Origin of the sequence: Actinophytocola oryzae (genome assembly GCF_004364325.1) — a bacterium.
Lineage (GTDB): Bacteria > Actinomycetota > Actinomycetes > Mycobacteriales > Pseudonocardiaceae > Actinophytocola > Actinophytocola oryzae.
Genome location: NZ_SOCP01000009.1, coordinates 163,216 through 188,009 on the forward strand (window position 1 = coordinate 163,216; position 24,794 = coordinate 188,009).

At 70.5% G+C, this 24,794-nt stretch carries 23 protein-coding genes; 19 read left to right on the forward strand and 4 right to left on the reverse strand.

All coding sequences use genetic code 11. The features are described from left to right. Positions 1-9: 9 nt before the first annotated feature. From CLV71_RS24435 to CLV71_RS24445, 3 genes are read right to left on the reverse strand one after another with little or no spacing between them, the layout of a single operon-like run. Complete coding sequence (locus tag CLV71_RS24435) at positions 10-2,031, reverse strand: hypothetical protein (protein WP_133905185.1); 2,022 nt, start codon at positions 2,029-2,031, stop codon at positions 10-12. Further along, complete coding sequence (locus tag CLV71_RS24440) at positions 2,018-3,355, reverse strand: ABC transporter substrate-binding protein (protein WP_208297730.1); 1,338 nt, start codon at positions 3,353-3,355, stop codon at positions 2,018-2,020. The genes CLV71_RS24435 and CLV71_RS24440 overlap by 14 nt, the downstream gene beginning before the upstream one ends. Positions 3,356-3,414: 59 nt before the next feature. Beyond that, a complete protein-coding gene (locus CLV71_RS24445) occupies positions 3,415-4,431 on the reverse strand; it encodes a LacI family DNA-binding transcriptional regulator (RefSeq protein WP_208297731.1) in 1,017 nt (338 codons plus the stop codon). Positions 4,432-4,593: 162 nt separating this feature from the next. Between CLV71_RS24445 and CLV71_RS24450 the strand changes: the two genes are divergently transcribed. From CLV71_RS24450 to CLV71_RS24490, 9 genes are all read left to right on the forward strand, one after another. Next, entirely contained in the window at positions 4,594-5,538 is a 945-nt protein-coding gene (locus CLV71_RS24450; RefSeq protein WP_133905186.1) for a zinc-dependent alcohol dehydrogenase, read from the forward strand. Positions 5,539-5,604: 66 nt separating this feature from the next. Then, the gene (locus CLV71_RS24455) at positions 5,605-6,393 is read left to right on the forward strand and encodes a class I SAM-dependent methyltransferase (RefSeq protein WP_208297732.1); all 789 of its coding nucleotides are present in this window, start codon (positions 5,605-5,607) and stop codon (positions 6,391-6,393) included. Between the two features lie 43 nt (positions 6,394-6,436). Next, positions 6,437-9,676 carry a UvrD-helicase domain-containing protein gene (locus CLV71_RS24460; protein WP_133905187.1) on the forward strand — a complete coding sequence of 1,080 codons (3,240 nt, stop codon included), beginning with the start codon at positions 6,437-6,439 and terminating at the stop codon, positions 9,674-9,676. Positions 9,677-9,771: 95 nt separating this feature from the next. Further along, positions 9,772-10,068, forward strand: coding sequence for a hypothetical protein (locus CLV71_RS24465; protein WP_133905188.1), 297 nt, complete (start codon positions 9,772-9,774; stop codon positions 10,066-10,068). Positions 10,069-10,082: 14 nt separating this feature from the next. Continuing rightward, on the forward strand, positions 10,083-11,480 hold the full coding sequence (locus tag CLV71_RS24470) for a DUF4331 domain-containing protein (RefSeq protein ID WP_133905189.1): 1,398 nt from the start codon (positions 10,083-10,085) through the stop codon (positions 11,478-11,480). Between the two features lie 8 nt (positions 11,481-11,488). Next, positions 11,489-11,767: a phospholipase gene (locus tag CLV71_RS24475; protein ID WP_133905190.1), complete on the forward strand. Its 279-nt coding sequence runs from the start codon at positions 11,489-11,491 to the stop codon at positions 11,765-11,767. Positions 11,768-12,062: 295 nt separating this feature from the next. Next, positions 12,063-13,058 (forward strand): AfsR/SARP family transcriptional regulator, encoded by a 996-nt coding sequence (locus CLV71_RS24480; RefSeq protein ID WP_166664241.1) that lies wholly within the window; start codon positions 12,063-12,065, stop codon positions 13,056-13,058. 54 nt (positions 13,059-13,112) lie between these two features. Continuing rightward, entirely contained in the window at positions 13,113-13,679 is a 567-nt protein-coding gene (locus tag CLV71_RS24485; RefSeq protein ID WP_133905192.1) for an FcoT family thioesterase, read from the forward strand. 16 nt (positions 13,680-13,695) lie between these two features. Beyond that, positions 13,696-15,246: a fatty acid--CoA ligase gene (locus CLV71_RS24490; protein WP_133905193.1), complete on the forward strand. Its 1,551-nt coding sequence runs from the start codon at positions 13,696-13,698 to the stop codon at positions 15,244-15,246. Between the two features lie 186 nt (positions 15,247-15,432). On the opposite strand, the gene CLV71_RS24495 is transcribed toward CLV71_RS24490, so the two are convergent. Beyond that, positions 15,433-16,164, reverse strand: coding sequence for an AfsR/SARP family transcriptional regulator (locus CLV71_RS24495; RefSeq protein WP_133905194.1), 732 nt, complete (start codon positions 16,162-16,164; stop codon positions 15,433-15,435). Positions 16,165-16,345: 181 nt separating this feature from the next. On the opposite strand from CLV71_RS24495, the gene CLV71_RS24500 reads away from it, so the two are divergent. From CLV71_RS24500 to CLV71_RS24545, 10 genes are all read left to right on the forward strand, one after another. Continuing rightward, the gene (locus CLV71_RS24500) at positions 16,346-17,086 is read left to right on the forward strand and encodes a thioesterase II family protein (RefSeq protein ID WP_133905195.1); all 741 of its coding nucleotides are present in this window, start codon (positions 16,346-16,348) and stop codon (positions 17,084-17,086) included. Between the two features lie 223 nt (positions 17,087-17,309). Beyond that, entirely contained in the window at positions 17,310-17,765 is a 456-nt protein-coding gene (locus tag CLV71_RS24505) for a hypothetical protein (RefSeq protein WP_208297733.1), read from the forward strand. Between the two features lie 194 nt (positions 17,766-17,959). Beyond that, positions 17,960-18,715 carry a thioesterase II family protein gene (locus CLV71_RS24510; protein ID WP_133905196.1) on the forward strand — a complete coding sequence of 252 codons (756 nt, stop codon included), beginning with the start codon at positions 17,960-17,962 and terminating at the stop codon, positions 18,713-18,715. A 277-nt stretch (positions 18,716-18,992) separates the two neighbouring features. Continuing rightward, a complete protein-coding gene (locus tag CLV71_RS24515; RefSeq protein WP_166664242.1) occupies positions 18,993-19,766 on the forward strand; it encodes an AfsR/SARP family transcriptional regulator in 774 nt (257 codons plus the stop codon). Positions 19,767-20,010: 244 nt separating this feature from the next. Then, complete coding sequence (locus CLV71_RS24520) at positions 20,011-21,009, forward strand: 3-oxoacyl-ACP synthase III family protein (protein ID WP_133905198.1); 999 nt, start codon at positions 20,011-20,013, stop codon at positions 21,007-21,009. 8 nt (positions 21,010-21,017) lie between these two features. Further along, complete coding sequence (locus CLV71_RS24525) at positions 21,018-21,905, forward strand: 3-hydroxybutyryl-CoA dehydrogenase (RefSeq protein ID WP_133905199.1); 888 nt, start codon at positions 21,018-21,020, stop codon at positions 21,903-21,905. Beyond that, the gene (locus CLV71_RS24530) at positions 21,902-22,366 is read left to right on the forward strand and encodes a hypothetical protein (protein WP_133905200.1); all 465 of its coding nucleotides are present in this window, start codon (positions 21,902-21,904) and stop codon (positions 22,364-22,366) included. Before CLV71_RS24525 ends, CLV71_RS24530 begins: the two co-directional genes overlap by 4 nt. A 336-nt stretch (positions 22,367-22,702) precedes the next feature. After that, complete coding sequence (locus CLV71_RS24535) at positions 22,703-23,137, forward strand: Rossmann-fold NAD(P)-binding domain-containing protein (RefSeq protein ID WP_133905201.1); 435 nt, start codon at positions 22,703-22,705, stop codon at positions 23,135-23,137. Beyond that, positions 23,118-24,047 (forward strand): M14 family metallopeptidase, encoded by a 930-nt coding sequence (locus CLV71_RS24540; RefSeq protein WP_133905202.1) that lies wholly within the window; start codon positions 23,118-23,120, stop codon positions 24,045-24,047. The genes CLV71_RS24535 and CLV71_RS24540 overlap by 20 nt, the downstream gene beginning before the upstream one ends. A gap of 11 nt (positions 24,048-24,058) precedes the next feature. Beyond that, a complete protein-coding gene (locus tag CLV71_RS24545) occupies positions 24,059-24,559 on the forward strand; it encodes a dihydrofolate reductase family protein (protein ID WP_243866683.1) in 501 nt (166 codons plus the stop codon). The last annotated feature ends 235 nt before the right edge of the window (positions 24,560-24,794 follow it).

Here is a 24,794-nt window from a genome sequence, read left to right on the forward strand (position 1 = left end):
CTCTCCGATTCATGGTGAGCGGACAAAACCCTCGTGCCGCACCGACCAGCCCTCCCGGGGGAAGCCGGGCAGCGGTGGGCCGCCGTCCCAGCCCGCGACCATCAGCGCCAGCGCGGCGAGCAGGCCGCCGTTGCCCGGCAGGTACAGCGGCAGCGTGGCGGTCTGGAAGTTGTGCCCGTTGTGGAGGTAGGTGTTCTTGTCGGTGTCCCGCAACAGGATGTCCACGGCGGTGGCCGGTTCACCGAGGCGGGTGGCCGTCATGGCCATGGCCGGGTAGTCCCAGCCCCAGGTGCCCGGCCAGTCCCAGTCGGCGAGCACGTCGTGCAGCGTCGCCCGCGCCACCTCCGGGTCGACGAGGTCGGTCACGGGCACGGGGCCCAGCGCGTACACCATCGAGGGGTGGTCGGTCCGCACGGTGAACGGCGCCACCGCGACGGCGGCATAGGTGCCGTCGCGGATCAGTGGCCTCACGAGGCCCCGCCGCACCTCGTCCCATCCCGGATCGGGTGGTTTCCCGGCCCGCGCACGCCATTCCCGTGCCACGTCCAGCGCCCACGCCCAGTACGCCAGCTCGAAGGGCGGGTTCCGCACCCGGTCCCGGAGGTCGGCGTAGGACTCCTGTGCCGGCACCAGCGGCGGCCCGAGCGCGTAGCCGTCGCTCGTGGGTTCGGCCACGGCGGCCATGAAGTGTGCCGTCTCCTCGACCAGCTCGAGGTGGTCCTCGCGGTCGCCCGCGCGGCGCAGCAGCTCGGCGAGGTGGATCGGATGCGGTTGCTGCCACAGCAGGAACGGCCCGATGTGGCTGGGGCTCTCCCGCCCGTCGGGCCCGACCTGCTTGGGCCACCGCGCACCCGCGTACCCCTGGGTCGCGGCCGTGGCCCGCGCCTTCGGTAGAATCCTGTGGTAGAAGGACATGCTCCGCGCCAGCAGCTCCGGACGGCCCCACAGAGCGAAGTGTGCCGCGTGCCACCAGTGCATCTCCAGGTGGAAACGGCCGCGCCAGCTGTTGGTCGTGAGCCCGGTCTCCTGTGGTGGCAACGAACCCGCGCACTGGATCGCGGTCAGGTACTGCGACAGCACCGCCCGCCGTTCCAGCTCCCCGGCACGAGGGTCGGTGCTCCCGGCCAGGTCCAGTGCCGCACCACCGGCCCAGAACCGCGGCCAGTGCTCCCTGCTCGCGGTCACCACTGTCCCGACGTCCACCTCGGACGGCTCGCCCGTCGCGAAGGACACTGCCACCGAGCCCGCCACCACCAGCTCGTGCGGGCCGGTCCGCCGGACCGGGTCACCCCGTACCCGCAACCGGTACACCGGCTCGGCGTTCCCGTCGAACCGCCGCCGCACCAGCACGCCGCCCGGCGCGGGTTCGACGTCGGTCTCGTGTTCGTCCGGCCGCGACCAGTCCGCCGCGTCGTGCCACACCGTCGAGCCACAGGGAAAAGCCAGCCGAATCCCGAACACGCCGGGTGGCGCGTCGAGCCGCACCGCGACCGCGTCCACCGACGGGTGGCACGCGGTGGTCACCCGCAGCCGCTGTCCCCGCAGCGTCAGCTCGCTCGTGACGACCCCGGTCCACAGGTCGAGCACCTGCCGGCTCGCGCCCAGCTCGTCCGGGGTGGGCGTGCGGAGATCTGCCAGCCACACCAGGCCGATCCGCGCCAGGTCGAGGCGGTGCGGGTTGGCCCGTAACCACCGGGTCGCCTCGTCCATGGCGGAGTCGTCGGCGCCGGTCATCGACGGCGAGTCCACGTACGGCACGTCACCGCGCGAGGTCCGGTACGGCCGCGTCGTCAGCTCCGCGCCGGGCGGCGCGGGAGTGCTGTGCCAGCCCCACTGCGACTGCGTGGCCAGCAGCGTCCCGTCGCCGACGGGGTAGAGCGAGGGGAAGGTCTGGAGTCCGGTCACGTCGACGGTCATGCACAGCTCGCCGTTGCCGACAGACAACGCCGAGCCCGCGTCGATGCCGGTCACCTCGACGGCGTGCCGCGTCACCACGGCACGCCGGTCCACACCGCCCTCAGGAGACCGCATTGGTGAGCTCGGTGACGAACTGGTCGGCGCCGTCGTCGGGTGACTTCTGTCCGAAGAGGACGGACTGGTTGACGCGCGTGAGGATGTCGACCGACTCCGTGGAGCCGGTCGGGCCGATCACGAACTGGCCGTCGACGAGCTTGCTCATCCGGTTCACGAAGTCGAACTCCACCTTGGCGTTCGCGTCGAGGTTGGCCTGGAGGTGCTCGCGGATCGTCGGGTTGGCCGGGATGCCGCGGTCGGACTTGACGAGGTCGGCCGCGTGCTCGTCGGACACCAGGTAGTCGATCAGCTTGGCCGCCGCCTCGGGGTGCTCGCTGCGCTTGCTGATCGTGTAGAGCTGCGAGGCCTGCAACCACATGCCGGTGCCCTTGTCCGTGGTCTCACCCGGTGCGCGCAACATGACCAGCTCCGCGCCGGACGCCTCCCGGTAGGCGGTGAGGAGGTTCGACCAGCCGAACATCATCGCCGCCTTGCCCTGGGCCATCAGCGTCTGCTCCGGTGCGGACAGCGTGTCCTGCTCGGCACTCACCTGCGCGGGGGGAGTCGCGCCGTCCTTCATGAGCTTGGTGGTCATCGTGAACCAGTTCCTGACCGTCTTCCTGTCGATCGCGAGACCGCCCTTGCCGCTGTACAGGCCCTCGCCGGTCTTCTGGTTCGCGAACAGGTCGAGGGTCTCCGGCGCGGTCGGGTCGTCCGAGCCGTACACGCCCTCGGGGGCCTTCTTCGACAGGTCCGTCGCGAGGCGGGCGTAGTCGTCCCAGCTCCACTTGTTGTCGTTGGGCAGCTTCACGCCCGCCTGCCGGAAGATGTCCGGGTTCACGATCACGCCGTAGGTGTTGACGCCGGTCGGCACGCCGTATTGCCTGCCGTCGAAGTTCCCGTTCGACAGGGCGGGCTCGTCGAGCTTCGACAGGTCCAGGTCGCCGGACACCTTCGTCATGTCGAGCAGCACGCCCCGGTCGGCGTACTCGCGCGGGTACGCGCCACCCATGGTGATCACGTCCGGCTCGTCGCCCGCCGCGACGGAGGTGGACAGGCGGTCGAAGTAGGAGTTGAAGTCGACCGACTCGGTCTTGACCGTGATGTTGGGGTGCGCCTTCTCGAAGGCGTCGACGGCCTGGTTGGTGATCTTCGCCCGGTCCTCGTTGCCCCACCAGGAGAACCGGATGGTCACCGGGCCGCCGTCGTCCGCGTTGTCGCTTCCGCAGGCCGTGCTCAGCCCGAGCAGCAGGATGGCCGCGAGGCCGACAGTGATGCGCATGAGCTTGCTACTCCCTCTCGCCACGTCGTCGAGGTCCGTCGAGAGCGGTGCGACCCGCATTTACACCGGTGTAATTGGAGCATGACCACCGGTCGCGGTCAATGACCCTAGCGCTACTCCTAGTGGCCCTGGCCGGAGGACTCCCGCACGATCAGGCGATGGGGCACCACGACCTCCTCACCCGCCGGCCGCTGCGGCGCACCGGAGAGCCGGTCCATCAGCAGGGCCACGGCGGCACCCGCGATCTCCGCGCGGCCGGGATGCACGGTGGTGAGGCTGGGACGGGCGAACCGGCCGTCCTCGATGTCGTCGAACCCCGCGACCGCCACGTCGTCCGGCACCCGGAGACCGCGCTCGAACAGGACCCGCATGGCGCCCAGCGCGAGCGCGTCGTTGAGCCCGAACACCGCGTCGATCTCCACACCCCGGTCGAGCAGCGCCCGCATCGCCTCGGCGCCGGTCGCGCGGGTCCATTCCAGCGTCTCCCCGGTGCGTGCCGGGTCGTGCTCGAGGCCCGCCGCGTGCAGCGCGGACAGAAACCCCTGCGTGCGCAGCGAACCCGCGCCCGCACCGCGCTCGTCGTAGGACCCGACGAGCGCGATCCGCCGACGGCCTCGGGCGATCAGGTGCTCGGCGACCGACCGCGCGCCCGCCACGTTCGCCATCGACACGTGGTGCACCTCGCCGTGCAGCGCCCGCTCGCCGAGCAGCACCAGCGGGTAGCCGACCTCCAGGCGCGGCGCGTCGCCGGGGCGCAGGCCCAGCGGGGAGAAGATCAGGCCGTCGGTCATCCGCCGCCGGTCGCTGCCGAGCACCTCCAGTTCGCGCTCGTGCACGCCGCCGGTCTGCTCCACCAGCACGGTGTAGCCCCGCGCCTCGGCGGCGACGATCACCTCGTCGGTCAGCTCGGCGAAGTAGGGCAGCCGCAGCCGAGGCACGGCCAGCGCGATCATCCCCGTCCGCCCGCGACTGAGGTTGCGTGCCGAGAAGTTCATCTGGTAGCCCAGCTCGGTGATCGCGGCGAGCACGCGGGTCCTGGTGGCCACGCTCACGTGCGGGAAGTCGTTGACCACGTTGGACACCGTCTTGACCGACACCCCGGCGAGCCGCGCGACGTCGCGCATCGTGGCCGACACCCCGGCTCACCTCCGAAGATCGAGTGAAACTTACGTTCAGGGTAACCGGTTACCGTCCGAACGGAAGACTGACGCTGGCGGCGGCGAGCCGGGGGAGGGAGGATCGACTCCGGACGGAGTGGACCCACCGCGCCGACCGGTGACAGGGGGAGGTGGAGGCCGGTGTGGGCACTTCGGCAACCGGCGCCGTACGAGTTCGAGCGGATCGACGTGCCTGCCCCGACGGCGGACGCGCTGACCCCCGGCGAGGTCCTGCTGCGCTACCGGCTGGGCGGTGTCTGCGGCAGTGACCTGCCGCCGTTCGCCGGTGTCCGCAACGAGGGGCACCAGCACACGGGCATCGTCGGCGCCCCACTGCACGAGCTGGTCGCCGACGTCGTGGCGTCCACCGTGGACCGGCTGACGGTGGGCGACCGCGTGGTCGGCACGGTCCTGCCCGCCGGGCTGCGGGAGTACCTCGCCGTACCAGCCGACCAGCTGCACGCCCTGTCCCCGACGCTGCCCGACCACGAGGCGATCGGCGTCCAGCCACTCGCGACCGTCCTGTGCGCGCTGAGCAGGATGGGCGACCCGGCGGGCAGACGTGCCGCGGTCGTCGGGCTCGGGCCCATCGGGATGCTCTTCTGTGTCGTGCTCAAGGCCCGTGGCGCGCACGTCACCGGCGTGGACCGGGTCGACCGCACGGCGGAGGCGGCGATGTTCGGCATCGACGAGGTGGTGACCGGCCAGTCCGGCGAGTGGGCGGCAGGCCTCGCCGACGCCGACCGCGCGGACCTCGTGATCGACGCCGTCGGCCACAGCCAGGAGGTGCTCGCCGACTGCGTCGACGCGGCGCGGCCGTTCGGCGAGGTCTACGTGTTCGGGCTGCCGGAGGACCAGTACGTGCTGCCGATCCGCCGGTTCTTCCGCAAGACGCTCACCCTGCGCGGCGGCGTCACGACCGACTGGCCCGTCCACCTCGCGGCGGCGGAGCGGTTCCTCGTCGACCGCCGCGACCTGGCTCGGGCCTACGTCACCGACACCTATCCGCTGGCCGACGTCGAGGAGGCGTTCCTGACGGCGATGCGCCCGTCGGCGGGCCGTCTGAAGGTCATCCTCATTCTGTAGCGCCGCCGACCGTGACGTTCGCCATGGTCCGGTACCGCACGGCGGCGAACGGACCATGCTGATGCCGTGAACCGCTACCTGCTCGACAACCGCCGCCCGGAGGCGGGAGACCGCTTCGAGGCACTCGCCACGCTGTTCGACCCGTGGACGTTCCGTCATCTCGACGACCTGGGGCTCGGCGACGGTTGGCGGTGCTGGGAGGTGGGCGCGGGCGGGGTCTCGGTGCCCCGCGGCCTGGCCGAGCGCGTCGGGACGAGCGGGCGGGTGCTGGCCACCGACATCGACGTGTCGTGGACCGAGCCCGCGGCGGGCGGAGTACTGGAGGTACGCAGGCACGACGTGCTGCGCGACCCGCCGCCCGAGGAGAAGTTCGACCTGGTCCACGCCCGGCTGGTGCTGGTCCACCTGAAGGACCGCGCGGCCGCGCTGCGGGTCATGATCGACGCGCTCCGGCCGGGCGGCTGGCTGGTGATCGAGGACGGGGACCCCGCGCTGCAGCCGCTGGCCTGCCCGGACGAACGCGGCCCCGCCGAGGAGTTGGCGAACCGGCTGCGTACCCGGATGCGCGCGTTGATGGCCGACCGCGGCGCGGACCTCGCGTACGGTCGCACGCTGCCCAGGCTGCTGCGTGAGTCGGCCCTGGCGGACGTCAGGGCCGAGGCCTACTTCCCGATCGCGTCACGCGCGTGCGCGGTCCTGGAGGCGGCGACCGTCCAGCACGTCCGCGACCAGCTGCTGGCCGAGGGACTGGCGACGCGGGAGGAGATCGCGACCCACCTCGGGAACCTCGCGGGCGGCGACCTGGACCTCATGCTCGCACCGATGATCACCGCATGGGGTCGCAAGCCGAACTAGGAGGCGGCGGGGCCGCGCGGGCGGGCTGTGGCAAGATCACGCGGTGCGTTTCCATGCCGACCTGCACATCCACTCCAAGTACTCGCGAGCCTGCAGCAAGGACTGCGACCTGGAGCACCTGACGTGGTGGGCGCGACGCAAGGGCGTGACGCTGGTCGGCACCGGGGACTTCACGCACCCGGCGTGGTACGAGCACCTGCGGGAGAACCTGGTCCCCGCCGAGCCGGGGCTCTACCGGCTGCGTGAGGACCTCGACGCCGACATCGCGCGCCGCCTGCCGCCCAGCCTCGCCGACCGCGTCGTGCGGTTCATGCTGTCGGTGGAGATCTCCACGATCTACAAGCGCGGCGACAGGACCCGCAAGGTCCACCACCTCGTCTACCTGCCCGACCTCGACTCGGTGGCCACGTTCAACGCGAAGCTCGGCCGGATCGGCAACCTCGGCTCGGACGGCCGCCCCATCCTCGGACTGGACTCGCGGGACCTGCTGGAGATCACCCTGGAGTCGAGCGAGCACGGCTACCTCGTGCCCGCGCACCTGTGGACGCCGTGGTTCGCCGTGCTGGGCTCCAAGTCCGGTTTCGACGCGGTCGCCGACTGCTATGCCGACCTCGCCGACCACATCTTCGCCGTGGAGACGGGCCTGTCCAGCGACCCCGCGATGAACTGGCGGGTGTCGAGCCTCGACAGGTACCGGCTGGTCAGCAACTCCGACGCGCACTCCCCGCCGATCCTCGGCCGCGAGAGCACGGTGTTCGAGACCGACCTCGACTACTTCGCCGTGCGGTCGGCACTCGAGACGGGCGACGGCCTGGCGGGGACGGTCGAGTTCTTCCCCGAGGAGGGCAAGTACCACGTCGACGGGCACCGCAAGTGCGGCGTGCGCCTGGACCCCGTCGAGACCCGTGCCCACGGCGGCCTGTGCCCCGAGTGCGGCAAGCCGGTGACGGTCGGGGTGCTGGCGCGGGTGGAGGAACTGGCCGACCGTCCCGACGGCCACCGCCCGGAAGGCGCGCCCGACTTCGACAACCTCGTGCCACTGCCCGAGATCATGAGCGAGATCGTCGGCACCGGCCCGAAGAGCAAGAAGGTGCTGAGCGAGATCGACAGGCTGACGGCCCAGTTCGGCCCGGAGCTGTCGATCCTGCGGGAGGTCCCGCCCGAGGAGTTCGAACGCGGCTGGCCGCTGCTCGGCGAGGCCCTGACCCGCCTGCGTCAGGGCAGGGTGATCCGGGACGCGGGCTACGACGGCGAGTACGGCGAGATCCACCTGTTCGAACCGGGGGAGCTGGCCGGCAGGAAGCTCGTGGCGGCGCCCGCCCTGTTCGAGGACGTGCCCGCGGTCGAGGAGCCCGCCCGCAGGCCGGCCCCGGAGCCCAGGGCCCAGGAGCCGAGAGCACAGGAACGCCGCCCCGAGGCGCCGGGCCTGTTCGACGACCCCGTCCCCGAGGAGCAGGACGAGGAGCCGTCGCTCTTCGAGGGGTTGCCCCGGTCGGCACCGCCGCCACCGGAACCGGAGCCCGAACCGGAACCGGAGCCCGAGGAACTGCCCGACCCCATGGCGGGTGAGCCGGGCCTGTTCGACGACCTCGGCCCGCTGACCGTGCTCGAGGCGCTCGACCCCGACCAGCGGGCCGCCGCGGCCGTCGGCGCCGGGCCGTTGCTCGTCATCGCGGGCCCGGGCACCGGCAAGACCCGCACTCTCACCCACCGCATCGCGCACCTCGTCCTCGAGCGCGGCGTGCCGCCCGAGCAGTGCCTCGCGATCACGTTCACCCGCCGCGCGGCCGAGGAGATGGCCGAACGCCTCGCCGACCTCGCCCCCGACCACGCCCCGCGGCTCACCGTCGCCACCTTCCACTCGCTCGGCGTCCGCATCCTGCGCGAGCACCACGCCCGCGTCGGCCTGTCCGCCGACTTCGGCATCGCCGACCAGACCGTCCAGCTCGCCATCGCCGCCGAGGTCACCGGGGACGACGCCCGGGCACGCCGGTTCCTCGCCACGCGCGACGCACCGGAGCCCGACGCGGCCGACCTCCGCGAGCGGTACCTCAAGGCCCTGCGGCAGCGCGACCTCGTCGACTTCGAGGACCTCGTCGCGCTCCCGCTCATGCTCCTCGAGACCGAGCCGGACCTCGCCGCCGCGTACCGCGAGCGCTACCGGTGGGTGTCGGTCGACGAGTACCAGGACGTCGACGAGCGCCAGTACCGGCTCCTGCGCCTGCTTGCCCCGCCCGACGGCAACCTCACCGCCATCGGCGACCCGGACCAGGCCATCTACCGCTTCCGCGGCGCGGACGTGGGCTTCTTCCTCCGCTTCACCAAGGACTTCCCGACGGCCGGCACCGTCAGCCTGACCAGGAACTACCGGTCGAACGCGCATGTCGTCGCCGCGGCGGTGAGCGTCGTCGCGCCGACCACCCTCGTGCCCGACCGCGCGCTGACCCCCATGGGCGACCACGGCGACGCGCGGGTCGGGGTGCACCAGGCCGACTCCGACCGCGCCGAGGCGGAGTTCGTCGCCCGCACCATCGACCGCCTCCTCGGCGGCGCGGCGTTCCACTCGTTCGACAGCGGCCGCGTCGACGGCGCCGACGACACCCACCACCTCGGCTTCTCCGACTTCGCCGTGCTCTACCGCACCGACCGCCAGGCCCGCGCGGTCGTGGACGCGCTGACCCAGGCCGGCTGGCCGTGCCAGAAACGTTCGCACGACCGGCTTTCCGACCGTCCCGGCGTGGCGGGGCTCGTCGCGGAGCTGCCGCACGTACCCGGCGAGCTCGTCAGGGAACGGCTGCGTGCCGCGGTGCGGACCGTGCTCGCCAGGGCGCCCGCCGCCGAGCGCGACACCTCGGCAGGCGAGCTGTACGGGGCGCTCGACCTGCTCACCCCGCTCGCGGACCGCTGCGGTGACGACCTGCCCGCGTTCCTCACCGAGCTGTCACTCGGCGTCGAGGTCGACACCTGGGACCCGCGCGCCGACCGGATCTCCCTGCTGACACTGCACGCCTCGAAGGGCCTCGAGTTCCCCGTGGTGTTCGTGGTCGGCTGCGCGGACGGGCTGCTCCCGCTGCGCTGGCCCGGCACGACGCCGAGCGACGAGGAGCTGAGCGAGGAGCGGCGGCTGCTGTTCGTCGGCATGACCCGCGCCCAGCGCCACCTGTACCTCAGCCACGCGGGCGAGCGCTCACCCTTCCTGTCCACAATGGACGAGGAGGCGTGGCGGCAGGTCGGCGGGACCGCGAAACGGAAAACCAGGGATTTCCAACTTCGCCTGCTGTGAAGAGAAATCTTCGAAAACCGGCAATCCTGGCCGCATGGTGAACCGAATGCGTGGTGGCGGGCGAGGCGCGCCCCTACCGGCAAGGAGTTCCCACCATGGTCCAGCATTCCGACCCCGCGGCGGGTGAGCCGGGCACGGTCTCCCGGCGCAGGCTGATCGTCACCGGCGCCACGCTGGCCGCCGCGGGCGTCGCCGCCGGTGCCGCGGCGGCGATTCCCCTCAGCGCCGCGGAAAGCGCCGAGGGCGTCCCCGGCGACACCCCGCAGGTGCCCGTGATGGTGCACCTGCGCAGTGCGAAGGACGGCACGTTCGACGTCTTCCACGGCACCGAACGCGTCGTGGTCGAGGACCGCGCGTTCGCGGCCCGCCTGACCGACGCCGTCCGGGCCTGAGGGGGAGTGCGAGCATGTCCTCCCACCGCGAGGCTCCCGAGATCTCGAAGGACCCCGTCGCCGACTCGACCGACGTGTACGCCTTCGTCAGTCCCGACAGGCCGGACACCGTCACCCTGATCGCGAACTACGTGCCCTTACAGGCACCGGCGGGTGGCCCGAACTTCTACGAGTTCGGCGACGACGTCCGGTACGAGCTGCACGTCGACAACGACGGCGACGGCGAACCGGACGTCACCTACGAGTTCCGGTTCACCACGGAAGTACGCAACCCCAACACTTTCCTGTACAACACCGGCCCGATCCCGTCACTGGACTCGCCGAACTGGAACCGCAGGCAGTTCTACACGGTCCTCCGCAGGGACGCGCGCGGCCGGGAACAGCAGCTCGCCCACCGCGTGCCCTGCCCGCCCTGCAACATCGGTCCACTGTCCACTCCGAACTATCCGAAGCTCGCCGACGCGGCGGTCCGCGACCTCGGCGGCGGGCGGCGCGTGTTCGCGGGGCAGCGCGCCGAGGGCTTCTACGTCGACCTCGGCGCGGTCTTCGACCTGCTCGACCCGCGCCCGTTCGCCGACGCCCACGAGCACTTCGGACTGAAGAAGTTCCCGCAGGCGGGGCCCGGTGTCAACGCGACGAAGAACTTCAACGTGCACACCATCGCCCTGCAGGTGCCCAGGAGCGACCTGACCCGCGACGGCCACCGGGTCAAGGACCCCGCCGACCCGCGTGCGGTGATCGGCGTGTGGACCACGGCGAGCCGCCAGCGCGTGCGGATGCTGGACACCGAGCTGAACAACACGTGGGCGACCGGCCCGTACCGCCAGGTGTCCCGGCTCGCGAACCCCCTGTTCAACGAGGTCGTCATCCCCATGGGGCAGAAGGACTTCTGGAACACCCAGCCGCCGTCGGGCGACAGCCGCTTCGCGAAGTTCGTGTCCAAGCCGGAGGTCGCGCAACTGCTGCCGGTGCTCTTCCCCGGCGTGTTCCCGAACCTGGACGTGCTCAACAAGTCCGGCGCGCCGCGTGCGGACCTGCTGGCGATCCTGCTGACCGGTATTCCCCCGGGGCTGATCCCGGGGTTCCAGAACTTCACGGGTCGGACGCAGGCCGACCTGGTGCGGCTGAACACGGCCATCCCGCCGTCGGACGAGCCGAGCATCCACGGCCTGCTGGGCGGGGACCTGGCGGGCTTCCCCAACGGGCGGCGCGTGTTCGACGACGTCGTCGCGATCGAGCTGCGGGCCATCGCGGGTGCGACCTACCCGCTGGTGGACAAGAACTACGTCCCGGACCCTGCCGCGGCGCAGGTCGACGACGGGGTGACGCCCGACAGCCTGGACATCCCCTACCTGCACCGCTTCCCGTACCTCGGCGTGCCGAACAGCGGCTTCGCCACCCCGTCGGAATGAGGGACACCATGGACAGCCTGGTACTGGACATCGGCGGCACGGTCGGCGCGCTCGTCATCCACGCCGGGCCGGCGCTGGCCGAGCGGGAGATCGAGATCAGCCCCGCGGACCGGGACTCCCCGAGAGAGCACAACGTGGTCCACGCGCGGCGTGACCACGACCGCACGGCCTACACGGCCGTCTTCCCGAGCGTCGAGGCCGGTGACTACACCGTGTGGGCGCCCGAGGGTGCCCGGCACGCCGTGGTCACCATCCACGGCGGCGAGGTGACCGAACACCACCTGTGAAACGCGGGACACCGGACGGCGCGCCGCAGGGGTCGCGCCGTCCGGTGCTCGCACGGACTCGGGGTCCTGCGCAGGTCATGGCAGGTCATGGCGTTACTCACCTCGTATTTCATGACATTCTCACTGTCGGGCGGGCCACTCGCCGGAATACCGTGATGTGTCCTTCAATCGTGGTTGAAAGATCGTCGCATCCTTCCGGGGCTATCCGTCGGAGTGCAGCTCGGGCGGTACAAAGTGCGGTGGGTCTGGCTGATAGCGAGGTCCCGAAATGGTCACGAAATTAGATGAACTTGGCATGATGACGCACGAGGAGAAGCTGGCCCTCCTCGCGACACTGCTCGAGTCGACCTCGCGCCAGGAACGCACGGAACCGGAGGAACCCCAGCGCACCATCACGGTCACTGGCCCGAACCCGGTGGCGGACCTGCGTTTCGAGCTGCTCGGTCCGCTGGTCATCCGGCACGGCGGTGAGGACGTCGCGCCGAGCGCGCCGAAGCTGCGCCTCATCCTCGCCACACTGCTGTTCAACGCCAACAAGCCCGTCGGCGCGTCCGTGCTGGCACGGGAGCTGTGGAACGACGGCGCGCCACGCACCGCCCACTCCACCCTGCAGACCTACATGTTCAAGCTGCGCCGCCTGTTCCACGCCGTGCTCGGCCTCTCGGTCGACCACGTCACCCGCGAGGTGTTGCAGACCTGCTCCGGCGGCTACGTGTTGTGCGTGGACCCGAGCCAGCTCGACATCACCGAGTTCGACCACCTCGTCACCGTCGGTTCGGCCGCCATGCACGCCGGTGACTACGAGAAGGCCGCCACCGACCTGCGCCGCTCGCTCGCGCTGTGGCGTGGCCAGGTCGTCCACCACGGACAGTGGGGCACCCTGCTGCGTGCACAGGTCGCGCGGCTCGAGGAGCGCCGTTTCTACGCCCACACCTCGCGAATCGACGCCGACCTGTGCCTCGGCCGCCACCGCGAGATGATCAGCGAGCTCGCGTCGCTGGTCGTCGAGCACCCGCTGCACGAGTCCGCGCACGCGATGCTGATGGTCGCGCTGTACCGGTCGGGCCGCGCCTCCGCCGCGCTGGAGCTGTACATGCGGTTCCGCCAGCGGATGCTGCACGAGCTGGGCATCGAGCCGTCGGAACGCATTCGCGCACTGCACATGGCGTTGCTGTCGGCCGACCCGGTGCTCGCGGACCGCTCGCTCACCTCGGAGATGCTGCTCGACCGCCTGGTGCGGCCGGTGGGCCAGCGCCGCCACGACAGTTCGTCCACTGTTACCGGTGGGTGACCTCCCGGCGATTATGTTCAGGTCGATTCCGGGTTGCGCTTCAGGAGGAAAAGGATGACATCGCCGAAGAACTTCGATACGGAAAAAGCGACCTATGTCAACGACCCGGAGCTGCTGTCCAGGGTGCTGGCTCCCTACGAGCGCCCTCGCACGCAGTACCTGAAGTCGGCGACGGTCGACGTGTCCGGTGAGCTCGCGAGCGCGGAGGGAAGGTTCTCCATCCCCTTCCCGTGCTACATCGACGACACCGGGCACCTGAACTCGGTCGAGGTCAACATCTGCTTCAACCAGCTGATGTACTACCTGATCGCGAAGGTCGTCCAGGAACGCGCCATACCCGAGTTCGACGACTGGACGATGGAGGACTACTGGGCCAAGCAGCTGCCCGACATCCTCATCGCCCGGTTCCAGAGCGACTTCAAGCGCCCGATCGACTCGAGCGACTTCCTCGGCGAGGTGTCCTTCGCCGAGTTCCGCCGCACCAACCGCAGCCGCCCGGTGCAGATCGTCGAGATGCCGTGGCGCTTCTGGGACGAGAACGGCGGCTTCGCGCAGGGCCAGGTGCGGATGGCACTCGTCGACCCGCCCGGCATGTCCGTCCGTACGGACGCGGCGGCGTGACGCCGGGAGGAAGACGGTGAGTCCCCAGCTGCGCACGCTCGTGGACGTCGTCCGCTCACACGCGGCGCGACGTCCCGACACGGCCGCGATCATCTGCGAGGGCAGGCGGATCGACTACGCCACCCTGCACCGCGTGACGAACCAGGTCGCGCACGGCATCCAGGCCGCCGGTGTCCGCGCCGGCGACCGGATCGCCTACCTCGGCAAGGAGACCGAACAGTTCTACGAGCTGCTCTTCGCCGCGGCGAAGACCGGCGCCGTGCTGGTCCCCATCAACTGGCGCCTCGCGGCCGACGAGGTCGAGCACATCCTGCGCGACTCCGGCTCGGTACTGCTGTTCGCCGACACCGAGGCGATGGCGGTGGCACAGCGACTGCGCCCGGAGCTGCCGAAGCTGACCAACGTGATACCGCTGGAGTCGGGGTTCACGGCGTGGCTCGCGACCCATCCGGACGTGAACCTGCTCGCCAGGGTCACGCCGGACACGCCGCTCGTGCAGATGTACACCAGCGGCACCACGGGCCTGCCCAAGGGTGTGGTCCTCGCGCACCGCAGCTTCTTCGCGGTCCGCAACGCGCTGTCGACGGCCGGTCTCGACTGGATCGACTGGCGTGAGGGCGACCGCAGCCTCATCGGCATGGCGGGGTTCCACATCGGCGGGATCTGGTGGGCCACACAGGGATTCGCCGCGGGCGTGACCAACGTCGTGGTGCGCGAGTTCACCCCGGCGGGCGCGGTCGAGCTGATCAGGACACTCGGCGTGACCACCGCGTGCATGGTGCCCGCGATGCTGCGGCTGCTGCTGGCCGAGCCCGGTGTCACGTCGGCCGACTTCACGACGCTGCGCAAGGTCATCTACGGAGGCGCCCCGATCTCGGCGGCGCTGCTGGCGCGGTGCGTCGAGGGCTTCGGCTGCGAGTTCGCGCAGATCTACGGCCTGACGGAGACCGGCAACACGGCGATGTGCCTGCCGCCTGCGGACCACACGCCGGAGGGCGGCAAGATGCAGGCCGCCGGCCGCCCGTACCCCGGCTTCGAGGTGAAGGTCGCCGACAGCGAGGGCAACCCGCTGCCGACGGGCGAGATCGGCGAGGTGTGGCTGAAGACCCCGGCGGCGATGCTGGAGTACTGGAACCTCCCGGACGCGACGGCGAAGACGCTGGTCGACGGCTGGGTCGTGACGGGCGACGCCGGTGTGCTGGACGAGGACGGCTACCTGTTCATCCGCGACCGCATCAAGGACATGATCATCGTCGCGGGGGAGAACGTGTACCCGGCGGAGGTCGAGCACGTCATCGGCAGGCACCCGAAGGTGGCCGAGTCGGCGGTGGTCGGCGTCCCGGACGAGCGCTGGGGCGAGGTCGTGTACGCGTTCGTCGCGCCCGTGGAGGGGGAGACCCTGACCGAGCGGGAGCTCGCGCTGTTCCTGAAGGGCAAGCTGGCCACGTTCAAGCAGCCACTGCGCTACGAGTTCGTCGAGAAGGTCCCGCGCAACCCGAGCGGCAAGATCCTGCGCCGCGAGCTGCGGGAACGCTTCTGGGAAGGACACGAGCGCCGGGTGAGCTGATACCCGCGCTCCGTCCACGAAGGCCCACCGACTCCCGCCGGTGGGCCTTTCCCGTTGCCCGTGGACCACAGGACGGTGCCGCGGCCGACCACACCCCGAGGTCAGGTCGGGTAGCGGCCCGGCTCGGTACGCGGCATCGTCCTCGACCCGCCTGGGGGTGCGCCGCCGGGTAACCCCGGGGGACGGTCAGAGGTCGTGTGCGAGGATGCGCCGTTGCAGCTCCTGGAGCTCACGTCCCGGCTCGATCCCGAGCCCGTCGACGAGGGCGCTGCGGGTGCGGCGGTAGACCCGCAGCGCGTCGGCCTGGCGGCCGGACCGGTAGAGCGCGATCATGAACTGGCGGCAGAGCCGTTCCCTCGGCGGGTCGGTCGCCGTCAGCACCTCCAGCTCGGAGGTGATCTCCCGGTGACGCCCCCTGGCCAGCTCGGCGTCGAGGCGGTCCTCGAGGGCGGACAGCCGCTCGTCGTCCAGTGCGGTCGCCTCGGGCCACTGCAGCCCGTTCTCGACGAGGTCGGCGAGCGCGGGCCCGCGCCACAGCTCCAGTCCCGCGTTGAGCAGCGCCGCCCCGGCGGCCGTGTCGCCGCAGGCGATGGCCCGGCGCCCCTCGCGCGCCAGGCGCCGGAACTCGGCGAGGTCGACGGCGCCGGTCTCGACGTGCAGGACGTAGCCCGGCGGCTGTGTGCGCAGGGTCCCCTTCGCGAGGACCCGCCGGAGCGCGGAGACGGCGTTCTGTACCATTTTCCTCGCGGTGGCGGGCGGTGCCCCGTGCCAGAGGGCATGCAGGATCCGGCTGGTCGGCACGACGGAGTTGGCGTGGAGCACGAGGTAGCCGAGAATCGCCCGCTGCCGGACGCCGCCCAGCTCGACCTGACGATCTTCCGCGGTGACCTCGACACTCCCAAGGACGGCGAACTTCATGGGTTTTCTCTCCACGGGTCGGAGAACGCCCCGCCATCGTCTCACCTGGACACACGCCACCGGAACTCGTGGCGTGGGCAAGTAGTCGTGAACAACTCACGCCACGCACGGGAGTAAACCACCCGGGCAGGGATGAGCGAATGCCCTTGCCTGATCCGCCGACCTCGGAGAGATTGTAGAGATGACAGCCACCGACCTGTGGGTACGCCGCTTCCACCCCGCGGCCGGCGCCAGAACCCAGCTGCTGTGCCTCACGCACGCCGGCGGCTCGGCGAGCTACTTCTTCCCCGTGTCCCGGTCCCTGTCCCCGGACATCGACGTGCTGGCCGTGCAGTACCCCGGCCGTCAGGACCGCCTCAGGGAGCCTGGCCTGACGTCCGTGACGGACCTGGCCGACGCGTTGACCGAGGCGCTCTGGCCGCTGACGTCCAGGCCCATCACCATCTTCGGCCACAGCATGGGTGCCACACTCGGCTTCGAGGTCGCGCTGCGCCTGGAGAAGGCGGGCGTGGCACCGACCGGGCTGTTCGCGTCCGGCAGGCCCTCCCCGGCCAGGACCCGGCGGGACACGACCTACCTCGGCGACGACAGGGAGTTGCTCGCGAACGTCAGGGCCCTCGGCGGCACGGACACGTCGCTGCTTGACGACGAGGACGTGCTGAGCATGGTCCTGCCCGCGATCCGCGCGGACTACACCGCCGCGGAGACCTACACCTACACCCAGGGCCCGCGGCTCAACTGCCCCATCGTCGCGATGACGGGAGACGTGGACCCCAAGGTGACGCTGGAGGAGGCGCAGGCCTGGCGTGAGCACACCAGCGGCGAGTTCGAGCTGGTCGTCTACCCGGGCGGTCACTTCTACCTGAACGAACACGTCCCGGACATCCTCGACAGGATCAGGGCGCACGCGAAGTCCATCTAGGACTACCGGTCCTGGTGGTGCGCGGGACGCGGCCCCCGCGCACCCCGTACGTTTCGGCACGGCCGCTCGTCTGATTCACGTGCCGCTCACCTGTGCGGTTACCCGCCGATTACCGCACCGGCAGTATCGTTGACCCGTTGTTTCCCGGCAGTTACCCACCGATCGCGCGTTGCTGCCACAATGAACGCATTGTCGAGAACCGGAGGTAGCCGGCGTGAAAATCGTGGTGAAAGGTCCAGTCTGGAACTTCGTCCAGCACCTGATCGAGATGACCATCGCGATGTTCGTCGGCATGCTCGTGCTGGACATCCCGGTCGGGGCGCTGTTCGACGCGCTCGGCTGGTCGGTGCTGAACGACGCCACGGTGCCGATGACGCTCGTGATGGCGACGAACATGTCGATCGGCATGGCGATCTGGATGCGCATCCGAGGCTGTGGCTGGCCCGCCATCTTCGAGATGTCGCTGGCCATGTACATCCCGTTCGTCGCGATGTACCCGTTCTACTGGGCAGGCCTGGTCGGCGAGATGACCGTCATGATCGTCGGCCACTCGCTGATGGTGCCCGCGATGGCCGTGGCGATGCTGTTCCGCCTCGACGAGTACACCGGCGCGCACCGCCACCGCAAGGCGGCCGAGGCCCCCGCCGACAAGGAGCTTGCCTCCCAGACCGAAAGCTGAGAAATTCCGCGAGAACCCCCGAACAATACGGTCATACCAGTGTTGTTCGGGGGTTTTCCGTGTGGTGCGTGACGTATACCAGGCTGTTGTGTCAGGGCACAGGTGATCATGTTCACTGCCGTCGGACGGTTCGCCGCCTCCCAGCTCGTGATCCGACGCGCCGTCCGGTGTGGACAGTCCGATCGGGTGCGGACGTGACCAGGGCCCGGCCGACCGCGAAGTACTGGCTCCCGCTCGGCGAGCCGGACCTGGCGTGTCCCCGCCTGTACTGCTTCCCGCACGCGGGCGGGGGAGCCGCGAGCTTCACCGCGTGGCGCACGATCGCGGGCGTCGAGCTGACGGTGTGCCCGGTCCAGCCACCCGGCCGGGCCGAACGCTTCCACCACCCGGCCCACCGCAGCGTGGAGTCCTATGTGGATGCCCTGCTCGCCGACGCGGGCGAGCAGTTCGCCGGCCACTACGCGTTGTTCGGCCACAGTGTCGGCGCGCTCGTCGCCTACCGGCTGGCGTGCCGCCTGCGTGCGGAGGGCAGGCCCGCGCCGGTGCACCTGTTCGTCTCGGGTTGTACACCGCCGCACCGGCCGTCACCCCGGCCGTTGTTCGCCGGCCTGCCGACCGAGGAACTGGTGCCACACCTGCGAAGGCTCGGCGGCACCCCGGACATCGTCCTCGACGACCCGGGCCTGCTGGAGTTGTTCCTCCCGCCGCTGCGCGCCGACTTCGCGCTGAGCGAGTCCTACCGGCACCGCAGGCAGGAACCACTCGCCATCCCGGTCACCGTGTTCGGCGGCGCCGACGACCACCGGGCGGACCCCGCCGCGCTGCGTGCGTGGGCCGAGCTGACCCGGGGCGGGTTCGCGACGCACACCTATCCGGGTGGACACTTCTACCTGGAACACCACGCGGCGGCCATGCTGGAGGTCATCTCCGGGACCATGGTCGCCTGCTGACACGGAGAATTCTCCGGCGCGGGCTGGGGACCGGCCAGTGCGGCAGTCATTCACCGGCATGGGAAATCGCCTGACTTCCCCCTTAGTGGCTCACATCGCATACATGTGTTTTTCATGTGGGTTGCCGTTGCTGCCGTCCTGACCTGCTGTTTCGCGCCGTGGATGTGATCTTCGGCGGGTATGTCCGACTTGGGTGTGCGCGGGCGTTGGGGGTTCCCTGTCAGTGACCGGTCGTGTGACCATGAATTCTCAGCCCACTGGTTCGGAGAGAACAGCCATGAAATTCTTCGTGCTCGGATCGTTGGAAGTCGCCGACGGCGCCGCGCCGACCGACCTCGGTGGCGTCAAACAACGCGCTGTTCTCGGCTACCTGCTCCTGCACGCGAACCAGGTGGTGCCGAACAGCCGCATGCTGAACGCGCTCTGGGACGGCCAGCCGCCCTCCACCGCGCGCAAGATGGTCCAGAACGCCGTGTCCGCGATCCGCAGGATGCTGGCCGCCGCCGAGCCGGGCTGCTCGGCGGAGCTGGTCACCCACGCGCCCGGCTACCAGTTGCGGGTCGCCGAGGACGACGTGGACATGTACCGGTTCCGCGCGCTCGTCCACAAGGGACGGGACGCCGCCGACTCCGGCGCGCCGGTCCGCGGCGCGCACCTGCTGCGTGAGGCGCTTCGCCTGTGGCGCGGCCGTGCGCTCGCGGACCTCGTCGAGTCGGGCACCGTCTGGTCGGAGCTGTCCGCCGTGGAGGACGAGCGGCTGACCGCCCTCGAGGACTGCTTCGAGGCCGAGCTGCAGTGCGGCAGGCACCGCGAGATCACCCCCGAGCTGGAGGTGCTCACCGCGGCGGAGCCGCTGCGCGAGCGGCTGTGCGTGCAGTTCATGCTGGCGCTCTACCGGTCCGGCAGGCAGGTCGACGCGCTCAACGTGTACCGCAGGACCAGGGCCGCGCTCGTCGACGGTCTCGGCATCGAGCCGGGCCCCGAGCTGCAGGCGCTGCAGCACCGGATCCTGGACCACCACTCGTCGATCCAGGTTCCCGTCTACGCCTGAACGCACACTGTCCACTTCGGTTCCCGCGAGTCCGCAACTCCGCGCCCATCACCCGGTCAGTATTTCGGTCTTTTTCGGGTAATGCGCGCTGGAATCGCGGTGAAACCCTTTTTGGGGCCGTTGCCATACCTCCACGCGCGTTGCACCATGAGATGACTACACAAGCCAGCCGCGGATAACCCTCCAGCGACCGGTAACCACGTGGTAAGTCGTCTCGATCAGGAAAACGAGCCAGGAGGGTTCGGTGTCCATCGGCATTCTCGGTACCGGTTCCTATGTGCCCGAGTGGGTGGTGACGAACTCCGAGATCGCGAGCCGCGTCCCCGGTGCCACCGACGAGTGGATAGAACGCAAGACCGCGATCCGGTCCCGCCGCTTCGCTGCCGCGGGCGAGGCGACCTCCGACCTCGCGGCAAGGGCGGGCGCCCGTGCGCTCGAGCACGCGGGGCTCTCGGTCGACCGCGTCGACTACCTCATCGTGTCGACGTCGACCGGTGACTTCCCCCAACCACCGACGGCGTGCGTCGTGCAGGACCTGCTCGGCGCCTTCGGGGCCGCGTGCTTCGACGTCAACGCCGTGTGCGCGGGCTTCGTGCACGCCATCGTGCTGGCACGCTCGCTCGTGGCCACCCGGCCAGGCGCGCACGTGCTGGTCATCGGCGCCGACCTCTACTCGCGCATCCTGGACTTCGACGACCGGCGAACGGCCGTCCTGTTCGGCGACGGCGCGGGCGCGGCGGTGGTGGGTGCGGTGCCGCCCTCGCGCGGGATGATCGACTTCGACCTGGCGAGCCGGGGCGACGCGCACGGCGTCATCCGCGTCGAGGCGGGAGGCAGCCGTCAACCGGCGTCACAGGCGACGCTGTCGGGCGGCGGGCACTTCTTCCGCATGAACGGGCGGGAGGTCACCGACATCGTCCTGCACGAGGTGCCGCCGTTCGTGGACAAGCTGCTCGCGCGGGCGGGCGTCGCGGCCGACGAGGTCCGCCACGTCGTGCCGCACCAGGCGAACGGCGTGCTGCTGGAGCGGCTCGTCGAGCGGTGCGGGCTGACGGGTGCGACCACCCACCGCACCGTCGAGAAGTACGGCAACGTCGGCAGCGCCGCGATCCCGGTGACGCTCGACGAGGCCAACCGCGCCGGCCTGCTGGCCGACGGTGAACTCGTCCTGCTGCTCGGTTTCGGGGGCGGCATGTCCATGGGAGCGAGCCTGCTGCGCTGGGCCGCCCCGTCAGGGAAGTGATCTCTCATATGAACAGGATTCGACGCGTCGGCGTCGTCGGGTGCGGCGTGATGGGCGCCGGGCTCGCCGAGGTCTGCGCCCGTGCCGGGCTCGACGTGCTCGTCGCGGTCTCCCGGCCCGCCCGGATCGCCGACGGCCGCCGCAAGCTCGTCGGCTCGCTCGACCACGCTCTGCGCAAGGGGAAGATCACCGAGGCCGACTGCGACGCCGCGCTCTCCCGCGTGTCGTTCACCGCCGACCTCACCGACTTCGCCGACCGGCAGTTCGTGATCGAGGCGGGGCCGGAGCGCGAGTCGGTGAAGCTCGACGTGTTCACCACGCTGGACAAGGTGGTCGAGGACCCCGACGCGATCCTCGGCTCCAACACGTCGTCGTTCCCGATCATCCAGCTCGGCCGCGTGACGAACCGGCCCGGCAAGGTCGTCGGCACCCACTTCTTCAACCCGGTCACCGTGCTGCCGCTCGTCGAGCTGGTCGGTTCGGTGCTGACGGAGGAGGAGACGGTGGCCACGGCCGAGACGTTCGTGACCGACGTCCTCGGCAAGCAGGTCGTCCGCACCAAGGACCGCAGCGGGTTCGTGGTGAACGCACTGCTGATCCCGTACCTGCTCTCGGCGATCCGCGTGTACGAGTCGGGCGTGGCGACCATGACCGACATCGACAAGGCGATGAAGCTCGGCTGCGCCCACCCCATGGGCCCGTTCGAGCTGAGCGACCTCATCGGGCTGGACATCGTGCAGGCCATCAGCGAGTCCCTGTACGGGGAGTACCGCGAGCCCCACTACTCGCCGCCGCCACTGCTCGCGCGGATGGTGTCGGCGGGGCTGCTCGGCAAGAAGTCCGGCCGCGGCTTCTACGACTACCCCCCAGCCGCTGTGCACAAGGCGGCAGCATGAGCGTGGTGGACTTTGCCGACTACCGCATGCGGATGCGTGCCGGTGTGCCGTCGAGGCAGCGTTCCTACTACCTGGTGGGCCTGACGCACGGCGTTCGGCGCGGCACGGTCGACCTGGACCTGCGCAGGCACCTGAGCGGCGCGATCCGTGCGGTGGACCCGCACGCCGTGGTCCACGACCCGGTGGAGACCTGGCACCGCACCTCCGCCCCGGAAGGGGCCGACCGGTTGGACGAGTTCCACCGGCTGACGGGCCTCGCTTCGGGCAGTGAGGTGTGCATCGCCTGGCTGCCCGACCGCGACGCGGTCACCGACGCGGCGGCCGAGCTGCAGGCCGCCCACCGCGGCGGTGCCACCGTCGTGGCCATCACCGGCGAGAACGACGACTTCCTCGTCCGCGCCTTCGCCTCGATCGTCCTGCCGGACCTCGACGCGTTCGGCGACTGGGTCCGTGCGGCATAGCGAAGAAACCGGAAGCGGGCGTGCCCTCCACGAGAGGGCACGCCCGCTTTGCCTTGTCCGCGGGGAATTCCGACCTCCTGACCTGCGATACCAGTGATTTTCAAAATCGATTGGTGAATTGTGCGAGACCGGGGTCCTAACGTTGTCACCGTCAGTGGATGAGGGATTCACGGAAGTGCGTTCCCCTCACCGGACGCGACGACGCTCGCTCTCCGTCCGATGTGGACAGAATCTCGCTGCGGGCCCGGCTGCGTGGGCCGGCACGTGAAGTCCCGGCACACCGGGACTTCCGGTCGACCTCCTGTCCGGCCGCACGGCGAAACAACTGGAGACGGCATGACCACTACCCCATGGTCGCTCGAGGGACCGATCGTCCCGCTCACGGGCGCGGCCGGGAAGTCGGCGGCCACCGCGTTCACCGGGGCCGGCGCGAAGGTCGGCGTGGACCGCGACGCGGAACCGCCGGCGGAGCCGCTCGACACCGGCACCGCTGTGCGGCTGTGCCGCGCCTACGCGCCCGGCATGGCCGAACGCAGGCGCCGCAAGGTGATCGCGCTGGAGTACGCGGGCCGGGGCGTGCGGTGCGACGTCCTCGCGCCGGGCTACCCGGCCGGCCCCGGGAACCAGGAGTACCTCGACTCCCCGGTCGGGCGGCAGTTCGTCAACCGGTTCGGGCGGGAGACCGCGCTCGACGGGCCGCTGCCTTTTCCCCGCGTCCGGCACGTTACTGGGCACGTCTTGGTGGTGGACGGTGGGTACGGCGTTTGGTGAGGCCCGGTACTCGTGGCCGCCCGCGGAGCTGACCGAGATCCACGGCCAGAACGGACCTCTCGTCGCGGTCGGGGTCCTGCCGCACGCCAACGAACCTCTCGGCTCGGCGTTCACCTCGACGCTGCCGAGCTACGGCGGTCCGCACGGGCGGATCGCGCTCATCGGACCCATCGACCCGCCCCCGGCGGCGCGGCGCTTCGGCTTCCCGGTGGACCCGGTCGGCTACGCGGCGGCCGGGTACCTGCAGCCGCTGGCCGACCAGGCCGAGTTCGCGCACTGCCGGGTGCCGATGACGCTCGCGCAGATGCGTGCCGCCCGGCTGCGTGACCAGCTGGAGGAGCTGCGGCCCGACGCGTTCGTGTTGCTGCACAACGACGTCGGCGCGGTGTCGCCGTACCTGTACGCGAACCGGGTGTGGCCGGAGGTGACCGCGCGCCTGCGTGCGTTCTGCCCGCCGCCGGTGCTCGGCGCGACGTGGACGCACGTGCTGGACACGTTCACCTACGCGTTCTTCCCGGCGTCGCGGATCGGGGTGGTCCAGTCCGAGTGCGCGGGAAAGTACATAGAGGAGGAGCTGGGCATCCGGACGTTGACCGTCGAGCTGCCGATGTTCGCGTGGGCGACCCGCGACCCGGCGCGGCACGCCGTGGCCAAGGCGATGGGGGAGTGGATCGCGCGGGGCGCGAGCCACGGCGGCGACACCGATCGGCTGGTGCGCGAGGTGTCCGCGGCGGTGGGTGACCGGCACGTGCCGATGGTGTCGGCGCAGACCTCGGCCCGGGTGGTGTGGGCGGCCCTGACCGGCGTGTTCGAGACGCTGACCGAGGATTCGTGGCCCTATGCTGCTCCGAACCGTGACAGTCGAGTCGGAGGTGCCACGTGGGAGAAGTTCACGTTCACGAGTTCATGAGCCTGGACGGCGTGATCGACGCGCCAGTGTGGACGTTCGACTACGGCTTCGACCCGAACATGGGCGAGGCGCTCGCTGTGCTGACGGGCCGGGCGCGGGGCATCCTCCTCGGCCGGACGACCTACGAGATGTTCGAGCCCGCGTGGTCGAAGCGGACCGTCGACGACGACCCCGGCGCCCCGTTCTTCAACGACACGACGAAGTACGTGGTGTCGGGCACGCTGACGAACGCGAGCTGGCGCAACACGAAGGTCCTCGGCGCGTACGACCCCGACGCCATCCGGGCGCTGAAGGACGAGGTCGGCGACCTGTACGTCAGCGGGAGCGGCACCCTGGTCCGCGCCATGCTGGCCGACGGCCTCGTCGACGAGCTGCACCTGTTCGTCTTCCCGCTGACCCTGGGCGAGGGCCCGCACCTGTTCCCGAACGAGGGCAAGCCGGTGAAGATGTCCCTGTCGGCCTGCGTCCCCTACGACAACGGCGTCGTCTACCAGGCATACCGCCCTCTGTAACACCGCACTGAAGTACGCAGTGCACCCCGCCCGTGCAGCGGGCGCGAGGCGCGTTCTGTCAGGCCGAAACCCGGGCGGGCGAGACCTGCGCCCCCTCACCGGGAAACACGGGATCGGACAGCCGCGACCAAAGCCGCGCCACGGTCCACGGAGCGTTGCAACCCGTCCTTCAGTGCGCTCAGCGTGATGAAGGCTCCCTTCGGTACGCCCAGCGTTACGAAGGCGTCCTTCAGTG